Source organism: Saccharothrix carnea (genome assembly GCF_003014735.1).
Lineage (GTDB): Bacteria > Actinomycetota > Actinomycetes > Mycobacteriales > Pseudonocardiaceae > Actinosynnema > Actinosynnema carneum.
Map to the genome: position 1 here is coordinate 75,077 of NZ_PYAX01000004.1, position 15,763 is coordinate 90,839.

Here is a 15,763-nt window from a genome sequence, read left to right on the forward strand (position 1 = left end):
GAGGATGGCGGGCCAGTGCGGGGAGCCGGTCAACGCCGTGGGGTCGCAGGAGGTAGTTCGCCGGATGGTGAACGAGTTCTCGGGTACCGCGCACGGTCCTGTCGTGCAGGCCGGGCGCATCGACCACCTCGAGGTGCACTACCGGCCGCCCGCCACCCACCTCCGGCAGCTGCCGCCCGTGGCCGAGCTGATCGGCCGCGACACCGAGCTCGCGCAACTGCGCTCGCTGGCCGACACCGCACCCGCCGCGATCGGTGTCGGCGGGCCGCGGTGGGCCGGCAAGAGCGCGCTGGCCGTCGCGTTCGCGCACGAGATCGCGGACCGCTACCCGGACGGCCAGCTCTACCTGGACCTCCGGGGCAACCGCCACAACCCCCTGTCGCAGGAGGAGGCGCTGCGGTGGGCGTTGCGCTCGTCGGGACTGGCCGCGGAGGACGTCCCGGACGATCCGTCGCACCTGGTGTCCGCCTACCGCAGCGCGCTCGCCGACCGGCGGGTGCTCGTCGTGCTCGACAACGTCGTCGACGAGACCACGGTCGACGTGTTCACCAGGCCCGCCGGGCTGGTGCTGGCCACCGGCCGGGGCGCGCCGCTGTTCCCGCGCGGTGTCGCCAAGCTGCACGTGCGACCGCTCGACCTGCCGGACGCGATCGCCCTGCTGCGCCGTGAGGCGGACTCCGACGTCCACTGGCACGGGGACGACGCCGAGCGGCTCGCCCGGTTGTGCGGCGGCCTGCCGCTGCCGCTGATCGCCGTGGCCGATCACCTCCGCCGCACCGCTTACTCGCCGCGCGGGCTCGCGGACCTGGTGGCGGACGGCCGCGTGCCGCTGTCGTCGTTGTCCGCCAACGGGACGGCGCTGGGCGACTCGCTGGCAGTGTCCTACCGCCGGTTGCCGGAGGAAGCACGGCAGGCGTTCCGGAGGCTCGGCGTCTTCCCCGGTGCGACGGTGAGCGACCGGGCCGTCCAAGCCGTCATCGGTACCGGAGCACCCGACGACGTCAAGCGGGCGATGATCGCCGAAGGCCTGCTGGTCGAGCACTGGCGCGGCGGCACCACCGAACTGCCGGCGCCGTTCCGGTCACCGGCGCGGGAGTGGCTCACCGACGTCGACGGCTCGGCCGATCAGGTCCTCGACCGGATCCTGGACCACTACGTCGACGCCGCCGAGTCGGCCCTGACGGCGTGGCTGGGCGCGCACCCACCGGGCACGGACGGCCGGGTGTCCGAGGTGGTCCGGCGGACCGGTCGCGGTTTCTTCCTCGGTGAAGCGGAGAACCTGCGGTCCCTGCTGGAGAGCGCGGCGACCCGTCGCCTGGACGCCGCCATGGGCCTGGCCCTGCCGCTGCTCGAGTACCTGACCAGGCAGGACGAGGACGACCTGCGGGCCGTGCACGAGCCGCTCTTACGTGCCGTCACCGATCTTTCGGGTGGCCACCGGGAGGCGTTCGCACTCCTGGTGACGCTGAACGAGACGTACGCGCGGATGTCCCGGCCGGCGGAAGCCGCGGACTGCCTGATCGAAGCACAGCGCCTCGCCCGGGCCGCTCACGACGACGAGCTCGCGACCCGGGCCACCCGACTGCTGCTGGCCGCGTTCGACCGCAAGCTCGCCCTGGCCCGGGAGTCCGGGGACCCGGAGCGGATCGCGAACAGCCTCGTGCTGGTCGCCGGCGAGCACCACGACCTGGGCAACCCGCGGTTCGCGCGTCGGTTGCTGTTGGAGGCCCTGGAGTTCTACCGGACGACCGACGACGTGCCGGAGATCGCCGATGTCCTGGCCGAGCTGGGCGAGGTGAGCCGCGAGGCAGGCCACCTCGCGGAGTCCGTGCAGTTCCTGCGGGAGAGCGTGCGCCTGTTCGAGCAGGTCGAGGACGCGGAAGGGCTGGCGCTCGCGCTGGCGAGCCTGTCCGACGCGTTGACCGACCTGGGCCTGCACGACGAGGCCGCCGCCGCGCTGGCACGCTCCGACGAGCTGATCGACCTCGACGACTAGTCGACCGCCGACCGCCGTTCCGGTGGTAGCGCCCGGAGCGTGACGCCTTGGCCACCGGCCAGCTTGATCTCCCACAGGGCCAGCGCGATCACCAGGGGCGGAGAGCCGAAGGTGAGCAGGACCGCCAGGGGACCGGGGATGCGGGCGCTCAGGTCGCCGCGGGCCAGCTGGTAGGTGTTGACACCCAGGATGCCGACGCTGAACACGATCGAGCACAGCGCCGGGAGCAACGGGTGGCCGTCCGCGGCGTTGAACCAGTAGCGGTAGCCCCAGTAGGCGGCCCAGAGGATCGACGGCATCACGTACAGCAGCAGGGCGAGGATGACGACGACGGCGAGGATGGTCGCCAACCCCGGCAGCCGCACGCTCTTGTAGGAGCCCAGCACGAAGTCGAACGCCAGCCCCACCGCCAGGCACGCCAGCACCGTGACCGCGGGACGGCGCACCGCCCGCAGCAGCCGCGACCGGTCCGCCGGGGCGATGGTGCCGAACAGGATGGCGATACCCACGACGACCGCCGGGAGGGCCACCGCGGCGTTGATCATCACGGTGCTCAGCGACCCCATGACCGAGTCGTAGCCGACCTGCTCGTAGGCCACCCAGACGGCGAGGGTGACCACGATGCCACCGACCGACCGCGCCAACTCCAACCGCTCTACGCGCACATCGCCCGAGCCGTACCTGAACCGCGGGGTCAGCCACTCCTTGATCCTGCCGAACAGGAAGCCGAGCGAGGCGAAGTACGTCTGCACCACGGAACCGAACCCCACCCCGCGCCCCACCACAACGCACAACTGCGGACAACATCGAGCCGGCGGCCACCATCGGGGTCGACGAGTTCCCGACCGACCGCCGGCCTCACTCGGCCGTCGAGGTCCAGGTGACCGGCAGTTCGTGGACGCCGTAGATGTTCATGTCGGACTTGAGCCGCACCTCGGCCGCCGGGATGGCGAGGGCCAGGGTCGGGAAGCGGCGCAGCAGGGCCCCGAAACCGGCGCGCATCTCGATCCGGGCCAGCTGCTGGCCGAGGCACTGGTGGATGCCGTGGCCGAAGGCCAGGTGACCGCGGGCCTTGCGGTGCAGGTCCAGGGTGTCCGGGTGCTCGAAGCGCCTGGGGTCGTGGTTGGCGGCCAGCAGGGAGACGACGACGGTCGACCCCTTGGTGATCGTCTCGCCGCCCAGCTCGATGTCCTCCGTGGCGTAGCGGTAGAAGATGTCGGCGATGGACAGGTAGCGCATCAGCTCCTCGACGGCGTCGGGCAGCAGGTCGGGGTCGGCACTCAGCTCGGCCCGCTGCTCGGGGTGCTCCAGGAGCGCGAACGTGCCCAGCGCCAGCATGTTCGCGGTGGTCTCGTGGCCCGCGAGCAGCAGCAGGAAGGCGATGCCGGTCAGCTCCTCGATGCTGAGCTCGTCGTGGCGGGCCAGGTCGGACAGCAGGTCCTCGCCCGGCTCGGCGCGCTTGCGGGTGACCAGCTCGCCCAGGAACGCGGCCATCGCGCCGAACGCGGCCATCTTGTCGTCCAGCGTCACGTCCTTCTCGAGGAACTTGGCCGAGTTGACCTGGAAGGTGTCCCGGTCCTCGTAGGGCACGCCGAGCAGCTCGCAGATCACCAGCGAGGGCACCGGCAGCGCGAACTCCTGGACCAGGTCGACCGGCGGGGTCAGCCGCGCCAGCTCGTCCAGCTGCCGTTCGACGACCTCGGTGATGTGCTCTTCGAGCAGCTTCATGCGCTTCACGGTGAAGGCGCCGGTGAGCATCCTGCGGAACCGGGTGTGGTCCGGCGGGTCCATGCTGATGAACAGGCCCGGCATCTGCGGCGACGGTTCGGTGGCGGGCGGCATGCCGGGGGTCTCGAACGGCACGTGCAGGACGCCGAGGTCCTGGCGCGAGCTGAACCGGGTGTCGGCCATGAGTCGGCGGACCTCGTCGTAGCCGGTGACGAGCCACCCCTCGTGACCGTCGGGGAAGACCAGGGGGCTGACCGGGCGGGCCTCGCGCAGCCGGCTGATCGCGCCGGGCGGGTCGAACGGGCTGACGTCGCGCTCCACGGGCAGGCCGTGCGGTACGGGAACCGGCTGGGTCATCGGAGTCTCCTCGTGGCGGTTGGTACGACCAAGATCGCCGACCGGACTGACACGGGCCTGTCACGGCCCTGACACCGACCGAGCCGCGGACGTGGTCGGCCGCGTCCTCAGGCCCAGCCCGCGGGTCCTGGGTGACGTGCGCCACGAAGATCGTCCTTGCTTGTTGCAAAAGACTTGCTGTTAGCTGCCACTGGCAATAGTGGACCTTCCCCGCAGAGGTGATCCGGTGCGTCGTCGTCGGCTGGTCAGCGTCGTGGTCGCGGTCGGGTTGGTGGCCGCGTGCACGTCACCCGGTGGTGACGTCACCGTCGACACCGGCACGTCGATCGTGATCGGCGCCGGGAGCGAGCCGGAGAACCTCAACCCGATCCTGGGTTACGCACCGGACGGGGCGGCGAAGGTCTTCGACGGGCTGGTGTCCCGGGACGCGTCCCTCGACCTCGTGCCGGCGCTGGCGGCGGAGGTGCCGACCGCGTCGGCGGACGGGCTCACGTGGACGGCGACGCTGCGCGACGGCGTCCGGTTCTCCGACGGCACGCCGCTGTCCGCGCAGGACGTCGTGTTCACCTACCGGTCCGTGCTGGACGACCGGACGAACACCACCATCGCGTCACGCTTCGACGCGGTGGCCGAGGTGACCGCGCCGGACGAGCGGACGGTGGAGTTCCGGCTGTCCTACCCGTACGCACCGTTCGCGCAGCAGCTGACGCTGGGCATCGTGCCGCGCAAGGCGTTCGACGGCGTGGACGTCAACAGCGCGCCCTTCAACACCGCCCCGGTCGGCACGGGCCCGTACACGGTGGCGGAGTGGCGCAAGGGCGACCGGCTGGTGCTCCGGGCCAACGAGGACCACTGGAACGACGCCCCCGCGATCAAGACCGTGACCGTCGTCTTCGTGCCCGACGACAACGCCCGCGCCACGCGGATGGCGGCCGGCGAGTTCGACGGCACCGTCCTGCCGCCGAAGCTCGCGCACTCCTACACCGGCAAGGCGGGCTACCGGATCGTGCGCAACCCGTCCGCCGACTACCGCGGCCTGGGCCTGCCGTCCGAGCTGCCGCTCACCTCCGACCCGAGGGTCCGGCGGGCGATCAACCTCGGGCTGAACCGCCAGGCCGTGATCGACGCGGTGCTGGCGGGCGCGGGCACCCCGGCCGCGACACCGATCTCACCGCACCTGGACGACTGGTACGACCCGAAGGCGTCCTTCGCCCACGACACCGCCGAAGCCGAACGGCTGCTGGACGAGGCGGGCTGGCGCGAGGGACCGGACGGGACGCGGTCGCGGGACGGGCAGCCCGCGCGGTTGCCGGTGCTCTACCCGGCGCCGGACGTGCTGCGCAAGGAACTCGCCCTGGCCGCGGCCAGCGACATCGCGAAGCTGGGCATCGACGCGCCGGTAGAGGCGACCACGTTCGACGTCATGCTGCAACGGCGCGACGAGGCCGCGAACGTCTGGGGCGGCGGCGACCCGTACGACCCGGACACCGCGGCCTACACGCTGCTGCACTCCCGCTACGCCGGTCAGCCCGGCTACGTCAACATGACGAACTACCGCAACGCGCGGGTCGACGCCGCGCTGGACACCGCCCGCCGCAGCCTCGACCCGGCCGCGCGCCGGCAGGCCTACGCCGACTTCCAGCAGGCCTACGTCGCCGACCCGGGCTGGGCGTTCCTGGTGTTCCTCGACCACACCTACGTGCTGCGGGACAAGTGGGACGGCCAGGTGCCGCAGGTCGAGCCGCACGACCACGGCCTGGTGCACGCGGTGTGGTGGAACATCGAGCGCTGGACGCCCAAGTCGTGACCGCGCCGACCCGCCGGCGCGGCCGGGCCCTCGGGCTGCTCGTGCTGCGCCGCCTGGCGTTCGCGGTCCCGGTGCTGCTGCTGGTCAGCTTCGCGCTGTTCGTGCTGGCCAAGGCCTCGCCCTTCGACCCCGTCGAACGCTACTTCGGGGCGCGCATCATCGGCGCCTCACCCGAGCGGGTGGCGCAGATCCGGGCGAACTGGGGCGTCGACGAACCCGTGGTCGGGCAGTACCTGGCGTGGCTGCGGCACGCGGTCGCAGGCGACTTCGGCGACTCGCTGTCCCTGCGCCAACCCGTGGCCCAGGTGATCGGCGAGCGGCTCGGCTGGTCGGTCCTGCTCGCCGCCACCGGGTTCGCCCTCGCCCTGCTGCTCGGGTTGGTGCTGGGCACCGCGGCGGCGTGGCGGCAGGGCGGCCGGCTGGACCGGACGATCACCACCGTCGCGTACGCGCTGGAGGCGGCACCGGTGTTCTGGCTCGGGCTGGCCGCGCTCTACGTGTTCGCGCTGGAACTGCGGTGGCTGCCCGGTGGCGGGCTCACCGACCCCGGCGCGGCGGTGGACGTCGGCCAGGTCGCCCGGCACCTGGCGCTGCCGGTGGCGGTGCTCGCGATCTCCCACGCGCCCTGGTACGTGCTGTTCGTCCGGCAGGGCCTGCTGGAGTCGTTCACCTCCGACCACGTGGTCGGCGCCCGGTCGCGCGGTCTGCCGGACCACCTCGTGGTGTCCGGGCACGCGCTGCGGACGTCGCTGCTGCCGTTCCTGTCGCTGCTCGGCGCACGCCTGCCGGAGCTGATCACGGGCGCGCTGCTGGTGGAGACGGTGTTCTCGTGGCCCGGTATCGCCAGGGCGACCGTCGACGCCGCGCTCAACGTCGACTTCGCGCTGCTGGGCGCGCTCACCGTGCTCGCCACCGCCGTGGTGCTGCTGGGCAACCTGCTCGCCGACGTGCTGTACGCGGCGGCCGATCCGAGGGTGGGTCTCGATGGTTGACGCTCCGGTGTGGCGGCCCGTGCCGAGGTCGCGGCTCGCCGCCGCGAGCCCGCGCCGGTCACCGCGGTGGCGGCTGGTCCCGGCCGCGGTCGTCCTGGGCGTGTTCGTCACCGCCGCCTTGGTCGTACCGCTGCTGGTGGACCTCAACCAGCAGCACGTCGACCTGCCCTCGGCCAACCGGCCGCCATCGGTGACGCACCCGTTCGGCACCGACGAACTCGGCCGCGACGTGCTGCTGCGCTGCGTCTACGCGTTGCGCGTCTCGCTGGCGGTCGGCTTGGTCGCCGCCCTGATCTCCGCCGTGGTGGGCACGGCGGTCGGCGCGCTCGCGGGCACCGTCGGCGGCTGGCTGGACCGCCTGTCGATGCGCCTGGTGGACGCGGTGGCGTCGGTGCCGCACCTGTTGCTGGGCATCGTGATCGTGGCGATCATGCGGCCCAGCCTGACCGCCGTGGTGGTCTCCATCGGCCTGACCCACTGGCTGACCTCGGCGCGGATCGTGCGGTCGGAGATCCTCGCGCTGCGCGAACGCCCGTTCGTCGACGCCGCGATCGTCGGCGGTTCGTCCCGCGCCCGGATCCTGGTGCGGCACCTGCTGCCCAACATCGCGCCCCAGGTGCTGCTCGCCACCACGCTGATGGTGCCGCACGCGGTGTGGCACGAGACCGCGCTGTCGTTCCTGGGCCTGGGCCTGCCGCCGCACGCCGCCAGCATCGGCAACATGATCAACGACGCCCAGCGGTCGCTGCTGACCGGCGGCTGGTGGATGTCCCTGGCACCCGGTGCCGTGCTGATCGCCGCCACGCTCGCCGTCTCCGGGCTCAGCGGCGTGTGGCGGGACCGGCTCAACCCCCGGCGGAGGTCGGAGCTGTCGTGGTGACCGAACTCGTGCTCGACCACGTCTCGGTGCGGTTCACCGTGCCGGGCGCCACCGTGTCGGCGGTCAACGACGTGTCCTTGCGGGTCCGGCCCGGCGAGTGCGTGGCGCTCGTCGGCGAGAGCGGCTGCGGCAAGAGCGTCCTGGCCCACGCGCTGCTCGGGTTCCTGCCCGGCAACGCCCAGACCTCCGGTACCGCGACCCTGACCGGCGACGGACCGCCCCTGGACCTGCTGAGCACGTCCGACCGGGTGCTCGCCACGACCGTCCGCGGTCGTCGCATCGGCCTGATCCCGCAGAGCCCGGCCGCGCACCTGACCCCCGTGCGCACCGCCCGCGCGCAGCTGGAGGAGGCCGTGCGCGTGCACCACCCCGCCGACAACGCACCCCGTGAGCACGCCTACCGCGTCGCCGCCCGTGCCGGGCTGTCCCCCGCCGACCTCGACCGCTACCCGCACGAGCTGTCCGGCGGCATGGCGCAGCGCGTCGCCAACGCGCTGGCCCTGGTCGGCGACCCGTGGCTGCTCATCGCCGACGAACCCACCACCGGCCTGGACCCGCACCTGGTCGACGGGCTGATCGAGGAGTTCCGCCGCATGGTCGACGACGACCGCGCCGTCCTGCTCATCACCCACGACCTGGCCGCCGCCCAGCGCGTCGCGGACCGGATCGCCGTCATGTACGCCGGTCGGGTCGTCGAGGTCGGCCCGGCGGGCCGGGTGCTCGACACCCCGCGCCACCACTACAGCCGAGGTCTGGTCGACGCCTTGCCCGACCGCGCGTTCACCCCGGTCCCCGGCCAACCGCCCCTGCTCACCGACCTGCCGCCCGGCTGCTCGTTCGCGCCGCGGTGCGGCCACGCGGCTGCCGTGTGCGCGGTGACCCCGGCCCTCACCGACGACACCCACGCCGTCGCGTGCCACGTGCCGTGCTGACCGGACTGCGCGCCGACGCGATCACCGCCGGCTACCACCCCCGCCACCCCGTGGTCACCGACTACAGCCTCACCGTCCACCCGGGACAGACCGCGGGTCTCGCCGGTCCCAGTGGCAGCGGCAAGTCCACAGTGGCCCGTGTGCTCGCCCTGCTGCACAAGCCTTTCGCGGGCACCGTCCACCTCGACGACGTGCCGGTGACCCGTTACCGCGGGCGTGCGCCACGCGAGCAGCGCACCCGCATCGGCATCCTCTTCCAGCAGCCACGCCTGTCGGTCGACCCGCGGATGACGCTGCGCACCGCGATCGCCGAACCCCTGCGCGCCAACGGCCGACCGGTCGACCGCGTGGACGAGCTGGCCGACCTGGTGATGCTCACCCCGGAACTGCTCGGCCGCAGGCCGCACGAGGTCAGCGACGGCCAGCTCCAACGCGCCTGCCTGGCCCGCGCCCTCGCGCTGCGCCCCGCCTACCTGATCTGCGACGAGATGACCACCATGCTCGACGCCTCCACCACCGCCGCCCTCGTCGCCGTCATCCGCGACTACCAGCGGCGGACCGGCGCGGGCGTGCTGGCCATCTCGCACGACACCGCGCTGCTCGACCGCTGGGCCGACCGGGTCGTGCGCCTCGACCACCGCGCGACCCGGCCCGGCTGACCAGCGCCGCGGTTCAGCCGACGTGGATGGCCGGGCGGCTCTCGCGGTCCGGCTCGTTGCTGCGGATGATCTCGCGGACGACCGGCGCGGTGTCGCCGCGGCCCAGCAGCAGGTAGCGGAACAGGTGGCCGAGCGGGTTGCCCTCGCTCCACTCGAAGTGGCAGTGCGGGCGCACCCCGGTGGCGTCGCGCAGCGCGAGCAGGATGGCCGCGATCGCGTTGGGCACCGCCGGGCTGTCGGCCCGCAGCACGCGGTGACCGCCCACGTCGACCCCGCGCACGCGCAGCACGTCGCTGAACCCGGAGGGGTCGACCACGTCGATCTCCAGGAACAGCACGTCGGCCGCGCCCGGCACCGGGTTCAGGCCGCGCTGCTCGACCTCCTTGGCCCGGTACTCGTCGGCGGTGCCGGCCTGGCGGCGGTTGGCGATCAGCGTCAGCGCGCCGTCGTGCGCGATGGACTCGGCGACGAACCGGCGCGCGTCGTCGTCGAACTCGATGTGCTCGACCCGCAGCTCCGTGGTCCGGGTGACCCGCGAGACCAGCGAGACGGCGATGATGCCGAGGATGAAGAAGAACGAGATGGTGATGCCGTCCGGCTTCTCGATCACGTTCTCCACCAGCGCGTAGAGCAGGATCGCGGTGAGCACCGTGAAACCGGTCGCCTGGCGGCGCTGCCGGCGGCGCACGGCGGACAGCGCCACCGCGACCGAGGCGGAGACCATCATGGCCAGGATGCCGGTGGCGTAGGCGCCCGCCTGGGCGTTGACGTCGGCGTTGAAGATGATCGTGACCAGCACGCAGACGGCGGTGTAGAGCAGCACGACCGGGCGCACGGCCCTGGTCCAGTCCGGCGCCATGCCGTAGGCGGGCAGGTAGCGCGGCACGATGTTGACCAGGCCCGCCATGGCCGAGGCGCCCGCGAACCACAGGATCAGGATGCTGCTGATGTCGTAGGCCGTGCCGACCCACTCCCCCAGCAGCCGGTGCGCCAGGTAGGCCAGCGCACGCCCGTTGGCCTCACCGCCCGGCTGGAACGCCTCGGCGGGCACCAGGACGGTGGTGACGAAGCTGGTGGCGACCAGGTAACCCGACATGATCACGGCCGCCGCGGTGAGCAGCTTGCGGGTGTTGCGGACGCGGTTCTCCAACCGCCGCTGCGCGGTCTCGCCGTCCGCGGCCACCAGGGGCATCATGCTGACCCCGGTCTCGAACCCGGACAGCCCGAGCACGAGCAGCGGGAACGCGAGGACCGCCGGGCCGATCGCGCCGAAGATGCCGCCGCCACCCGAGGTCAGCGCGTCCAGCCACCGGTCGAGCGCGGCGGGCTCGGCCAGCACCTCCACCACGCCGGCGCCCACGACCACGGCGTTGAGCAACAGGAACACCGCCACCAGCGGAACCGCCACACCGACCGCCTCGCTGAACCCGAGCAGGAACACCCCGCCCAGGACCAGCAGCAGCACGACCGTGACCAGCAGCTCGTGGCCGTGCAGGAAGTCCGGGCTGATCGGGTTCTCGATCAGGTGCACGGTCGCGTCCGCCGACGACAGGGTGATCGTGATGATCCACGAGGTGGCCACGAACCCGAGCAGGACCAGCACGAACAGCTTGCCCCGCCAGAACGGCAGCAGCTTCTCCAGCATCGCCACCGAGCCCTGCCCGTGCGGGCTCTCCCGCGCCACCCGCCGGTACATCGGCAGCATGCCGAGCAACGTCAACGCCACGATCAGCAACGTCGCCAGCGGCGAGATCGCACCGGCGGCCAGCGCGGCGATCCCGGGCAGGTAGGACAACGTGGAGAAGTAGTCCACGCCGGTCAGGCACATCACCTTCCACCACGCGTGCGGCTCGGCGTGGCTCTCGGCGCTGGCCGGCCCCTCCGGCGCGACCTGGTGGCGCAGCAACCACCGCCCCAGCCCGGTCGACGGCGCGGCCGGCCGCACCGGGCTCTCCATCCGCGCCGGGACAGCCGGTGGTGGCGTGCCGGTCATGCGTTCTCTCCCGTTCGATCGTGCCTGCCCTCAGCATGCGGGGTCGGTCCGTGTCGCGCGCCGCGACACCGATCGGGCGGTGGGTGGCGGGGTGACGTCCGCGGCAGGTCGATTCCGCGACACACTCGCACAGGCCGAGGCCTGATCGACTCCCTCCGGCGCCACTTTTACGCACCCTTAGCGCCTGGACGGGTGAACCGCGCCCACGGCGACGCCGCCGCGCGGACGCGGCGGCGTCGAGGACGTCACGCGAATTGTCCGGGCGGCTCCATGGCCCCGGTCATGATGGCGACGGCGTCGGACATGGAGACGGTCTTCGGGTCGACGACGGCCTTGCGGCGGCCGAGGCGTTGGATGTGGATGCGGTCGGCGACCTCGAACACGTGGGGCATGTTGTGACTGATCAGGATCACCGGCAGGCCCCGTTCCCGCACCTGGAGCACCAGGTCGAGCACGGCGCGCGATTCCCGCACGCCCAGGGCCGCGGTGGGTTCGTCCATGATCACGACGCGGCTGCCGAACGCGGCGGCGCGGGCCACCGCGACGGCCTGGCGCTGTCCGCCGGAGAGGGTCTCCACGGCCTGGCCGGGGTTCTGGATGGTCATGATGCCCAGGGCGTCGAGTTGGCGTCGTGCTTCGTCGCGCATGCCGTTGCGGTCGAGCATCCGGAACACCGAGCCCAGCACGCCCCTGCGCCGGCGTTCGCGGCCCAGGAACAGGTTGGCCGCGATGTCCAGCGACGGTGACACCGCCAGCGACTGGTGCACGGTCTCGATACCCGCGTCGCGGGCGTCGATCGGCGAGGAGAACGACACCGGACGGCCGTCGACCAGGATCTCCCCCTCGTCCGGCACCACGGCCCCGGACAACGCCTTGATCAGGCTGGACTTGCCCGCGCCGTTGTCACCGATCACGGCCAGGATCTCACCGGGCAGCAGCTCCAGGTCCGCGCCCGCGAGCGCGGTGACCCTCCCGTAGCGCTTGACCAGGCCGCGGGCCTGCAACACCGGGGTGGTCATGGCTTCACCTTCCTGATCCACTGGTCAAGCGACACCGCGACGATGATCAGCACGCCCACGGCCAGCGTCTGCCACAGCACGTCCACCCCGGCCAGCGCGAGGCCGTTGCGGAACACACCGACGATCAACGCCCCGATGAGCGAGCCGACGATCGCGCCCCGGCCGCCGAACAGGCTGGTGCCGCCGATGACCACGGCGGTGATGGAGTCGAGGTTGTCCATCTGCCCGGCCTGCGGGCTGGCCGAGGCGATCCGGCCGATCAGGACCCACGCCGCCAACGCGTACACCGCTCCGGCGGTGGCGTAGACGCTCAGCAGCACGCGGGCGGTGCGGATGCCGGACAGGCGCGAGGCTTCGAGGTCGTCACCGGTGGCGTAGACGTGCCGTCCCCAGGCGGTGTTCTTCAGCGCGAACGCCATCGCCGCGACCAGCACCACCATCATGATGGAGCCGTAGGTGACGCGGGTGCCGCCCAGGTTGATCGTCTGGCCGGTCCACAGCAGCAGCGACGGCATGTCGGTGCCGCGGATGGTCGCGCTCTCGGAGTACCAGAGGTTGAGCGCGAAGAACACGTTGAGCGTGCCGAGGGTGACGATGAACGGCGGCAACTTCAACCGCGTCACCAGCAACCCGTTGAGCAGCCCGCACAACGTGCCCACCAGGAAGCCGAGCAGCAGCGCGGGCAGGCCCGGCAGTCCGGTGTCCGCCGCGACCTTGGCCATCACGATCGAGGTGAGCACCATGATCGCGCCGCAGGACAGGTCGATGCCGGCGGTGAGGATCACGATCGTCTGGCCGACCGCCAGCGTGCCGATCACCGCGACCTGTTGCAGGATCAGCGAGATGTTGCCCGGCGTGAGGAAACGCGGCGACAGCACGGCGAACACGACGATCGCGACCAGCAACACCGCCGCCGGACCGATCGTGGCCTGCGAGTGCAGCAGGTGTTGGAGGCGGGCGAGGGGTGAGCGCTTCGTGTCGTCCCCGCCGAGAGGGTTACCGCCGGACGAGTGGCTCTGGGAGAGGGTGGTCGACATGGGTCAGCCCCAGCAGTTCTGCAGGCCCCAGGCGGAGTCCTTCGACTCCACGCCGGTCGCGGGCTGGTCGGTGACCAGCGTGACACCGGTGTCCACGAAGTCCTTGCCCGCCGTGTTCTGCGGCTTGGTGCCGTCCTCGGCGAACTTCGCGATCGCCTCCACGCCCAGCTGCGCCATCTTCAGGGGGTACTGCTGGGCGGTCGCGCCGATGATCCCGGACTTGACGTTCTCCACGCCGGGGCAGCCGCCGTCGACCGAGACGATGGTGACGTCCTTCTCCTTGCCCGCCGCCTTCAGCGCCTCGTACGCCCCCGCCGCCGCGGGCTCGTTGATCGTGTAGACGAGGTTGATGCCGGGGTCCTTCTGCAGCAGGTTCTCCATCGCGGTCCGGCCACCCTCCGGGGCGCCGTCGGTGACGTCGTGGCCGACGATGCGCGGGTCGCTCTCGTCCCCGATCTTCGCCTTGTCCTTCACGTCGACGCCGAAGCCCTCCAGGAAGCCCTGGTCACGCTGCACGTCCACGGACACCTGGTTCGGGTTGAGGTCCAGCAGCGCGATCTTGGCCTGCTTGCCCTCGGCCTCGAACTTCGCCTTGGCCCACTGCCCGATGAGCCGCCCGGCCTGGTAGTTGTCGGTGGCGAAGGTCGCGTCGGCGGCGTCGGCCGGCTCCAGCTGGGTGTCCAGGGCGATGACCAGCAGACCGGCCTGCCGCGCCTTGTCCACTGACGGCACGATCGCCTTGGAGTCGTTCGGGGTGATCAGGATGCCCTTCGCCCCGGCGCCGATGAGGTTCTCGATCGCGTCGACCTGGGACTGGTTGTCGCCGTCCTGCTTGCCCGCGAACGACTGCACCGTCGCACCGGTCGAACCCGCGGCGGCCTGCGCGCCCTCCTTCATCTTCACGAAGAACGGGTTCGTGTCGGTCTTGGTCACCAGCCCCACCAGCGTCCCACCGCCGCCCGCGTCGTCGCCGCTACCGCAGCCGGTGACCAACGCCAGCAGTGCCGCCGACACCAGGGCCGTGAGCCTGACGCCAGTCCGCGCCCGTCCGGTCATGTCTTCTCCTACGTCAACGTTGACGCAACCGGCCTTCGTGGGCGAACCCGGTCGAATCGGGCCTGGTCACGTGAGATTCGGAGGGAAAGATCCTGCACTTCCCACCTCGGTGGCGAGGTCGAGAAAAGCCAGGTCTTTCGTTAAAGTCATCGTTGACGCTAGCTTCGTGGTCCAGCTCACGACAAGTCGGCGTTACGCAAGCGTTACTCGGGATGGAGCAAGGGGTCATGGACTCACGGGGTGCACGGCGGGAACCGACCATGCGGGACGTCGCCGCACTGGCGAAGGTCAGCACGAAGACGGTGTCGAGGGTGATCAACGACCTGCCCGGCGCCGGCCCGGAGGTCGTCGAACGGGTCCGCGCCGCCGCGCGCAGCCTGGGCTACCGACCCAACCTGACCGCCAGCAGCCTGCGCCGCTCCGACCGGCGCAGCGCCACCATCGGCGTGCTGTTCGAGGACCTGTCCAACCCCTTCGACGCCGCACTGCTGCGCGCCGTCGAGGACCGGGCGCGGCAGAACGGCGTGCTGGTGCTGGCCGGCAGCAGCGAGGACGACCCCGACCTCCAGCGCGAGCTGCTCACCTCCCTGGCCACCCGCCGCGTGGACGGCATGGTCGTCATGGCCGTCGGCGGCCACCAGGACGCGCTCCAGCAGGAACGCGAACGCGGCACGCCCATGGTGCTGGTCGACCGACCACCCACCTTCGACGGCACGGACAGCGTCACCACCACCAACCGCGACAGCTCACGCGAAGCCGTCGTCCAACTCGCCGCCCTCGGCCACCGCCGCATCGCCTTCCTCGGCGACCGCCAGACCCTCTGGACCAGCCGCGAGCGCTACACCGGCTACCTCGAAGGGCTCGCCCACACCGGCCTCACCCTGCACCACGAGCTCGTCCACACCGACCTGCACGGCCCCGACGCCGCCGAAACCGCCACCGCCACCCTGCTCGACCTCGACCAGCCGCCCACCGCGATGTTCACCGCGCAGAACCTGGTCACGGTCGGCGCCATGAGAGCCCTGCGCGACCGCGGCCTGCACCACCGCGTCGCCCTCATCGGCTTCGACGACTTCCCCCTCGCCGACATGCTCGAACCGGGCGTCACCGTCCTGCGCCAGGACGTGCCCGCCCTCGGCCGCAAGGCCGCCGAGCTCATCTTCAACCGCATCGGCGGCGACCAGTCACCGCCCACGCACGCCGTCGTCCCGGCCACGCTCGTCCAGCGCGGTTCGGGCGAGATCCCGCCACCGGTGACGGACACGGGTCCGTAACGGGTCGTTGACACCCGCTTCATCCTGATGAAT

At 71.8% G+C, this 15,763-nt stretch carries 13 protein-coding genes; 7 read left to right on the forward strand and 6 right to left on the reverse strand.

The features are described from left to right. Positions 1-64: 64 nt before the first annotated feature. Complete coding sequence (locus tag B0I31_RS12290) at positions 65-1,996, forward strand: tetratricopeptide repeat protein (RefSeq protein ID WP_106615499.1); 1,932 nt, start codon at positions 65-67, stop codon at positions 1,994-1,996. Here B0I31_RS12290 and B0I31_RS12295 read toward each other — a convergent pair. Together B0I31_RS12295 and B0I31_RS12300 are read right to left on the reverse strand one after the other, a co-directional pair. After that, complete coding sequence (locus B0I31_RS12295; protein ID WP_106615500.1) at positions 1,993-2,766, reverse strand: hypothetical protein; 774 nt, start codon at positions 2,764-2,766, stop codon at positions 1,993-1,995. The genes B0I31_RS12290 and B0I31_RS12295 overlap by 4 nt on opposite strands. A gap of 88 nt (positions 2,767-2,854) precedes the next feature. Further along, positions 2,855-4,081, reverse strand: a complete 1,227-nt coding sequence (locus tag B0I31_RS12300) for a cytochrome P450 (protein ID WP_106615501.1) — start codon at positions 4,079-4,081, stop codon at positions 2,855-2,857. Positions 4,082-4,307: 226 nt separating this feature from the next. Here B0I31_RS12300 and B0I31_RS12305 point away from each other — a divergent pair, with 226 nt between their 5' ends. From B0I31_RS12305 to B0I31_RS12325, 5 genes are read left to right on the forward strand one after another with little or no spacing between them, the layout of a single operon-like run. Then, complete coding sequence (locus B0I31_RS12305; RefSeq protein WP_106615502.1) at positions 4,308-5,888, forward strand: ABC transporter substrate-binding protein; 1,581 nt, start codon at positions 4,308-4,310, stop codon at positions 5,886-5,888. After that, positions 5,852-6,880, forward strand: coding sequence for an ABC transporter permease (locus B0I31_RS12310; protein WP_245949837.1), 1,029 nt, complete (start codon positions 5,852-5,854; stop codon positions 6,878-6,880). The genes B0I31_RS12305 and B0I31_RS12310 overlap by 37 nt, the downstream gene beginning before the upstream one ends. Further along, positions 6,873-7,760, forward strand: a complete 888-nt coding sequence (locus tag B0I31_RS12315; protein WP_106615503.1) for an ABC transporter permease — start codon at positions 6,873-6,875, stop codon at positions 7,758-7,760. The genes B0I31_RS12310 and B0I31_RS12315 overlap by 8 nt, the downstream gene beginning before the upstream one ends. Beyond that, positions 7,757-8,692 carry an ABC transporter ATP-binding protein gene (locus B0I31_RS12320; RefSeq protein WP_219910678.1) on the forward strand — a complete coding sequence of 312 codons (936 nt, stop codon included), beginning with the start codon at positions 7,757-7,759 and terminating at the stop codon, positions 8,690-8,692. The genes B0I31_RS12315 and B0I31_RS12320 overlap by 4 nt, the downstream gene beginning before the upstream one ends. Beyond that, a complete protein-coding gene (locus B0I31_RS12325) occupies positions 8,674-9,351 on the forward strand; it encodes an ABC transporter ATP-binding protein (RefSeq protein ID WP_245949838.1) in 678 nt (225 codons plus the stop codon). The genes B0I31_RS12320 and B0I31_RS12325 overlap by 19 nt, the downstream gene beginning before the upstream one ends. Positions 9,352-9,364: 13 nt before the next feature. Here B0I31_RS12325 and B0I31_RS12330 read toward each other — a convergent pair whose 3' ends face one another. The 4 genes from B0I31_RS12330 to B0I31_RS12345 form a co-directional block, all read right to left on the reverse strand. Then, positions 9,365-11,344 (reverse strand): amino acid transporter, encoded by a 1,980-nt coding sequence (locus B0I31_RS12330; protein ID WP_106615505.1) that lies wholly within the window; start codon positions 11,342-11,344, stop codon positions 9,365-9,367. A 245-nt stretch (positions 11,345-11,589) separates the two neighbouring features. Then, positions 11,590-12,363, reverse strand: coding sequence for an ATP-binding cassette domain-containing protein (locus tag B0I31_RS12335; protein WP_106615506.1), 774 nt, complete (start codon positions 12,361-12,363; stop codon positions 11,590-11,592). Then, the gene (locus B0I31_RS12340; protein ID WP_106615507.1) at positions 12,360-13,400 is read right to left on the reverse strand and encodes an ABC transporter permease; all 1,041 of its coding nucleotides are present in this window, start codon (positions 13,398-13,400) and stop codon (positions 12,360-12,362) included. Before B0I31_RS12340 ends, B0I31_RS12335 begins: the two co-directional genes overlap by 4 nt. A gap of 3 nt (positions 13,401-13,403) precedes the next feature. Beyond that, the gene (locus B0I31_RS12345; protein ID WP_106615508.1) at positions 13,404-14,456 is read right to left on the reverse strand and encodes a substrate-binding domain-containing protein; all 1,053 of its coding nucleotides are present in this window, start codon (positions 14,454-14,456) and stop codon (positions 13,404-13,406) included. 227 nt (positions 14,457-14,683) lie between these two features. Here B0I31_RS12345 and B0I31_RS12350 point away from each other — a divergent pair, with 227 nt between their 5' ends. Continuing rightward, complete coding sequence (locus B0I31_RS12350) at positions 14,684-15,730, forward strand: LacI family DNA-binding transcriptional regulator (protein WP_219910679.1); 1,047 nt, start codon at positions 14,684-14,686, stop codon at positions 15,728-15,730. The last annotated feature ends 33 nt before the right edge of the window (positions 15,731-15,763 follow it).

Bases quoted from the DNA above. Each gene is read 5' to 3' on its own strand.
- B0I31_RS12290 (WP_106615499.1), top strand. From the start codon at position 65: ATGGTGAACGAGTTCTCGGGTACCGCGCACGGTCCTGTCGTGCAGGCC.
- B0I31_RS12300 (WP_106615501.1), bottom strand. From the start codon at position 4,081: ATGACCCAGCCGGTTCCCGTACCGCACGGCCTGCCCGTGGAGCGCGAC.
- B0I31_RS12315 (WP_106615503.1), top strand. From the start codon at position 6,873: ATGGTTGACGCTCCGGTGTGGCGGCCCGTGCCGAGGTCGCGGCTCGCC.
- B0I31_RS12330 (WP_106615505.1), bottom strand. From the start codon at position 11,344: ATGACCGGCACGCCACCACCGGCTGTCCCGGCGCGGATGGAGAGCCCG.
- B0I31_RS12335 (WP_106615506.1), bottom strand. From the start codon at position 12,363: ATGACCACCCCGGTGTTGCAGGCCCGCGGCCTGGTCAAGCGCTACGGG.
- B0I31_RS12340 (WP_106615507.1), bottom strand. From the start codon at position 13,400: ATGTCGACCACCCTCTCCCAGAGCCACTCGTCCGGCGGTAACCCTCTC.
- B0I31_RS12345 (WP_106615508.1), bottom strand. From the start codon at position 14,456: ATGACCGGACGGGCGCGGACTGGCGTCAGGCTCACGGCCCTGGTGTCG.
- B0I31_RS12350 (WP_219910679.1), top strand. From the start codon at position 14,684: ATGGACTCACGGGGTGCACGGCGGGAACCGACCATGCGGGACGTCGCC.